This window comes from Candidatus Magnetaquicoccus inordinatus (genome assembly GCF_004217665.1).
In the GTDB taxonomy this organism is placed as follows: Bacteria; Pseudomonadota; Magnetococcia; order Magnetococcales; family Magnetaquicoccaceae; genus Magnetaquicoccus; species Magnetaquicoccus inordinatus.
Genome location: NZ_RXIU01000456.1, coordinates 1 through 1,355, shown reverse-complemented (window position 1 = coordinate 1,355; position 1,355 = coordinate 1). Strand labels below are relative to the sequence as shown.

Annotated in this window: 4 protein-coding genes; all 4 read right to left on the bottom strand. The window is 50.6% G+C overall.

From position 1 onward, the window contains the following. Nucleotides 1–201, bottom strand: a 201-nt coding sequence (locus EJP87_RS16510; protein WP_130472932.1) for a hypothetical protein, incomplete at its 3' end; no start/stop codon positions are given. A gap of 41 nt (nt 202–242) precedes the next feature. After that, on the bottom strand, nt 243–452 hold the full coding sequence (yidD, locus tag EJP87_RS16505; protein WP_130472933.1) for a membrane protein insertion efficiency factor YidD: 210 nt from the start codon (nt 450–452) through the stop codon (nt 243–245). Between the two features lie 84 nt (nt 453–536). Then, nucleotides 537–884, bottom strand: coding sequence for a ribonuclease P protein component (rnpA, locus tag EJP87_RS16500; RefSeq protein ID WP_130472931.1), 348 nt, complete (start codon nt 882–884; stop codon nt 537–539). A gap of 72 nt (nt 885–956) precedes the next feature. Beyond that, nucleotides 957–1,094, bottom strand: coding sequence for a 50S ribosomal protein L34 (gene rpmH / locus EJP87_RS16495; RefSeq protein WP_130472930.1), 138 nt, complete (start codon nt 1,092–1,094; stop codon nt 957–959). Between the last annotated feature and the right edge of the window lie 261 nt (nt 1,095–1,355).

The window sequence follows — 1,355 nt, the reverse complement described above, 5'->3', positions numbered from 1 at the left end:
GCCAACCTGGACATTGCTGACCGGCGTACCTTTACCATCCGGCACTTTTGCTTCTGCAGTGGGAGTGGTGGTTGCTTCCGGTTTACTGGTACTCTGTTCGGTTTGCTGACCCTGTTCCGGAAAACGGATGGACATATAGGTCTGGTAAACCATTAACAATAATAAAGCGAGTGTGAGGGCCAAGGTGGTGCGCCGGTCCATAAATATATCCTTGTCTATGCAATAAAATCAGGAACCCTGCCTTAAGGAAGCGGATCAAAGCCTCCGGGATGAAATGGATGACAGCGCAGAAGCCGCTTGACTGCCAGCCATCCTCCACGCCAACCTCCATAGCGTTGCACCGCCTCCAGGGCATATTCAGAACAACTGGGAAAAAAACGACAGCTCCTCGGTAGTATGGGCGACAGTAAATAGCGATAGAGGTGTATCAAGCCAATCAATAGGTGTTTGATCACTGTGCCTGTTGATCCACTATCAATGTGTTACACGCCCAAGCTGTCTTGTTTACTGGCATGAAGTGCGCTCACAGAGCATGTTTACTGAGAAAATCCCGCAAACAATTTGTGTAAGTCCTGACGCAAGAGCGCATCCGCAGATATTCCGGCATGTGCACGGGCAATTACTACCCAATCATACCCACTCAACAGAGATGGCCGCTGGCGCCGGAAAAACTCCCGTATCTGCCGCTTGACACGATTGCGTACCACCGCGTTGCCCACCTTGCGACTGACTGTAATGCCTAACCGCGACCTGTCATACTCTGTGCGCCGAGCAAACAACAAAAAAAAACGCCCTCCAAGCTTGCGCCCGGAGGAGGTTATTTTTTTAAACTCTGTTCCATCCAGAATGCGCAGCGATTTTGGAAAAATTTCCTTTCGCTGCATCGGGACAGCGCTCTCCGCAGCAGTATCAACGGAGAGCGTGGAGCACTCTTTACCACTCAAGGCCCGTGTCAATCAGACAACGATCAGACGTTTGCGCCCTTTGGCCCGCCGACGTGACAAAACTTGCCGACCATTGGCTGTCGCCATGCGTGCCCGAAAACCATGATTCCGGCTGCGCCGAATTCTGCTGGGTTGAAATGTTCTTTGCACCGCGTTACTCCTTCTTTTTTGTTCCAGTCCACTCTGTTTTGTGGAGCCTCTTCTCTAGCCACCCGGTTCACCACACAGTGAACCGATCTAACTTTATAGCCTACCTGCAACCAATTTACTAGGCTTGTTATAACAGGGCAATCGCATTTGAAAATCAGAAAATTATTATGGAGGTCCAGGAGGGGATTATCTCCTCCTGGTGGGTGCAGGGCAAAACCCTGCTGGTAATGTGCGGCGTTTCACAAAAGCGAATGCTTAAGC